Annotated in this window: 4 protein-coding genes; 2 read left to right on the top strand and 2 right to left on the bottom strand. The window is 68.2% G+C overall.

The features are described 5' to 3' along the window. Positions 1-387, bottom strand: a 387-nt coding sequence (locus RMP09_RS00020; RefSeq protein WP_310563955.1) for an AAA family ATPase, incomplete at its 3' end; no start/stop codon positions are given. 127 nt (positions 388-514) lie between these two features. Continuing rightward, positions 515-2,056, bottom strand: a complete 1,542-nt coding sequence (locus tag RMP09_RS00015) for a phospholipase D family protein (RefSeq protein ID WP_310563954.1) — start codon at positions 2,054-2,056, stop codon at positions 515-517. A 138-nt stretch (positions 2,057-2,194) separates the two neighbouring features. Here RMP09_RS00015 and dapC point away from each other — a divergent pair, with 138 nt between their 5' ends. Both dapC and RMP09_RS00005 read left to right on the top strand, forming a co-directional pair. Continuing rightward, a complete protein-coding gene (dapC, locus tag RMP09_RS00010) occupies positions 2,195-3,418 on the top strand; it encodes a succinyldiaminopimelate transaminase (RefSeq protein ID WP_310563953.1) in 1,224 nt (407 codons plus the stop codon). Positions 3,419-3,464: 46 nt separating this feature from the next. After that, positions 3,465-3,969: 2,3,4,5-tetrahydropyridine-2,6-dicarboxylate N-succinyltransferase (locus tag RMP09_RS00005; RefSeq protein WP_310563952.1), on the top strand; the 505-nt coding region annotated here is incomplete at its 3' end.

Genomic DNA, 3,969 nt, shown 5'->3' with positions numbered 1-3,969 from the left:
GTCCTGCACGTCGCGCCGGCGCACCGGCTGGTTGTTGATGTAGTAGCTGCTGGTGCCGTCGCGGGTGAGCACGCGCTTGACCGCGATTTCCAGGAACTGGCCCCACTGGCCGCCGGCGCGGTGGTCGGCGTTGTCGAACACCAGCTCCACGCTGGAACGGCTGGCCGGCTTGCGGTTGTTGGTGCCGTTGAAGATCACGTCCTGCATGGACTCGCCGCGCAGTTCGGACGCCTTGGACTCGCCCAGCACCCAGCGCACCGCGTCCATGATGTTGGACTTGCCACAGCCGTTGGGACCGACCACGCCCACCAGTTGTCCGGGCAGCATGAAGTTGGTGGGTTCGGCGAAGGACTTGAAGCCCGATAACTTGATCGAATTGAGGCGCACGGCACTGCCTGGGAACAAACGGAAAGGGAAAACAGATGGGAGTCCGCGCGGGACGGTCCTCGCGCTGGGGATGATACTGTGCGCCCCTGGACGCCCGGGAACGGCCTTTCGCCGCAGTTACCAGCGCTTACAGCAGGAACTCGATCGGCAGCCAGGAAAGCATCCGCGCCACCGCCCGCCGCATGAGCCCTGCCTTGGGCTCGCTGTCCCAGACCTGGGGCGGATGCACCCCATGATCGACCCATTCCAGATCACCGGCGGGGTTCAGCCGCACCACATAGGCGGTGTTGCGCAGGGCGTCGTCGAAGGCCCGGTGGATGGACTGCGCCAGCGCGGGGCTTTTCACCAGGAATCCCATTTCGGTGTTGAATTTCACCGACCTCGGGTCGAAATTGAACGAGCCGACAAAGGCGCGCTCGCCATCGATGGCGAAGGTCTTGGCGTGCAGGCTCGCACTGGAGCTGCCCAGCGTCAAAGCGCGGGGGCCTGGCGCACGGGCGTCGGGCTTGAGTTCGAACAGCGACAGACCCGCCGCCAGCAGGTCCCGGCGGCGCCTGGCATAGCCCGCGTGCACAGCCGCCACATCGGTCGCGGCCAGCGAATTGGTCAGAACCCGCATCGTCGTGCCCTGGGCGGCCAACGCGATGAAGCCTTGCGTGCCCTCATCGCCGGGCACGAAATAAGGTGACACCACATCGAAACGCGTGCTGATCGTGCCCGCGGCGGCCTGGAGCCGGGGCAGCATGTGGGTGGCCACCGCACCATCCCCCTGGGCCAGGGTTTTCTGCGGGTCGTCCACCACCAGTTCCACGGGCACCCATTCCAGCGCCAGCGTGCCCTGCTGCAGGCTGTGCACCAGGGTGCTGGCCCGCACCGCCGCCCGGTAGCGGTCGACGGCGGCCTGACCGCCCAGTGCCGCCAGGCGGGCTTCGATCAGTTGCCCGGCGCTGGCCTGCGGGACGGCCTTGACCAGCAAGGGCAGCGGGTAGGCCGACTCGCTGTTCCAGTAGGCGTCAAAGGATGTAGCGACCTCGCCCACCACCGCACCAAGCGCCAGCAGGTCCAGGTCGGCGAAGTTCACCCCTTCGGCGGCGTCGAAGTAGGCATCGCCGATGTTGCGCCCGCCCACGATGCTGACCGCGCCATCGGCGGTGAACGACTTGTTGTGCATGCGCCGGTTCAGCCGGCCCGGTTCGCTCAGGTAGCCCAGCGGCTTGAAACGGCGCTGCACGAAGGGGTTGTACAGGCGCACCTGCACCTGGGGCAGGGCCTGCAGGGCGGCCAGCACCGGGTCCAGCCCGGCGATGCCGTTGTCATCAAGCAGCAGCCGCACCCGCACACCGCGCTCGACCGCGCGCCGCACGGCATCGAGCAGCAGCTGGCCGGAAATGTCGTCGTGCCAGATGTAGTACTGCAGGTCCAGGCTGCGCTGCGCGGTCTCGACCAGCAGCATGCGCGCCGCGAAGGCGCTGCGCCCGCTGTTGAGGACGTGCACGCCGGTCAGCCCCGGGTGGGGGCGTGACAGCGCCAGCGCACCCTGGCCCAGTGGCACGGTCGGGTCGGCGGCGATGGCCCAGGAAGGACTGCGCCCCTGCAGGGATGGCAGCCCCTGACCGCCCACCAGGGCGACCACGACGCCGACGAGAACCAGCAACAACAGGGTTTTCATTCCATGTCTTCCCAAGGTGGTGCACATTCGGCCCACTTCGCCGCCCGATTGTCCTCAAATCGGTGCCGCGAGCGGGGCCCGCGCAGGGCCACCCGGGTCCGGTCAAGTCCCACCGCGCCACAGGGATAATCACCCCCCATGAATCCCAAGTTGTCCCTCCTGCAGCCCTACCCGTTCGAGCGGCTGCGCCAGCTGTTCGCGGGCGTCACGCCCAGCCCGGCGCACCGCGCCATCAGCCTGGGCATTGGCGAGCCCAAGCACGCCACGCCCCAGATGCTCAAAGACGCGCTGGCCGCCGCGCTGGACACCGGCCTGACCGGCTACCCCGCGACCGCCGGCGAGCCCGCCCTGCGCCAGGCTTGTGCCGACTGGATGCAGCGGCGCTACGGCGTGGCGCTCAATCCCGCCACCCAGGTGCTGCCGGTCAACGGCTCGCGCGAGGCGCTGTTCGCCTTTGCCCAGACGGTGCTGGACGCCTCGAAACCCGGCGCCACGCTGGCCTTCCCCAACCCGTTCTACCAAATCTACGAAGGCGCGGCCCTGCTGGGCGGTGCCCAGCCGTACTACGTGCCCAGCGTGCCGTCTCGCAACTTCGCGGTGGACTGGGACAGCGTGCCCGACGAGGTCTGGGCGCGCACGCAGCTGATCTTCGTCTGTTCGCCGGGCAACCCCACCGGCGCTGTGATGCCGCTGGCCGAATGGCAGAAACTGTTTGAACTGAGCGACCGCCACGGTTTCGTGATCGCGTCGGACGAGTGCTACAGCGAGATCTATTTCCGCGACGAACCGCCCCTGGGCGGGCTGGAAGCGGCCGTGAAGCTGGGCCGGCCGGACTTCAAGAACCTGATGATGTTCACCAGCCTGTCCAAGCGCAGCAACGTGCCGGGCCTGCGCAGCGGTTTCGTTGCGGGTGACGCAGCCCTCATCAAGAGCTTCTTGCTCTACCGCACCTACCACGGCGGCGCCATGAGCCCGGCCGTGCAGGCCGCCAGCGTGGCCGCCTGGGGCGATGAAGAGCACGTGATCGACAACCGCCGCCAGTACCGCGAGAAGTTCGCCGCCGTCACGCCGCTGCTGGCCCAGGTGCTGGACGTGGCCCTGCCCGATGCGGCGTTCTACCTCTGGGCCGGGGTGCCGACCGCGTTTGAAGGCCGAATTCCCGGCCTGAGCGCCGACGAAGCCTTCGCCCGCGAACTGCTGGCTCAATACAATGTGACGGTTTTGCCCGGCAGCTACCTCGCGCGCGCCACCGGCGGCGTCAACCCCGGCGCCGGCCGGGTGCGCATGGCCCTGGTGGCCGAGCCCGCCGAATGCCTGGAAGCCGCCGACCGCATCGTGCGCTTCTGCCAGGCCCACGCCTGACCGGCTTCCCGCCCTCCACCGCTCAACCCTCAACGCTGAACTTCACATGACCCAACAACTGCAAGCCCTGATCGAAACCGCCTGGGACAACCGCGCCGAGCTCTCGCCCGCCTCCGCCCCCAAGGAGGTGCTGGACGCCGTGAACCACGTGATCGACCAGCTCAACACCGGCAAGCTGCGCGTGGCCACGCGCGAAGCCGTGGGCCAGTGGACCACCCACCAGTGGATCAAGAAGGCCGTGCTGCTGTCGTTCCGCCTGAACGACAACGCCATCATGAAGAGCGGCGACCTGACCTTCTTCGACAAGGTCAAGACCAAGTTCTCCGACATGAGCGAAGCCGAGCTCAAGGCCAGCGGCGTGCGCGTGGTGCCCCCGGCCGTGGCCCGCCACGGCAGCTTCGTGGCCAAGGGCGCGATCCTGATGCCCAGCTACGTGAACATCGGCGCCTACGTGGACGAAGGCACCATGGTCGACACCTGGGCCACCGTCGGTTCGTGCGCCCAGATCGGCAAGAACGTGCACCTCTCGGGCGGCGTCGGCATCGGCGGCG

Origin of the sequence: Hydrogenophaga sp. (assembly GCF_031426985.1) — a bacterium.
GTDB lineage: Bacteria > Pseudomonadota > Gammaproteobacteria > Burkholderiales > Burkholderiaceae_C > Hydrogenophaga.
This window is presented reverse-complemented; position numbering and strand designations above follow the sequence as displayed.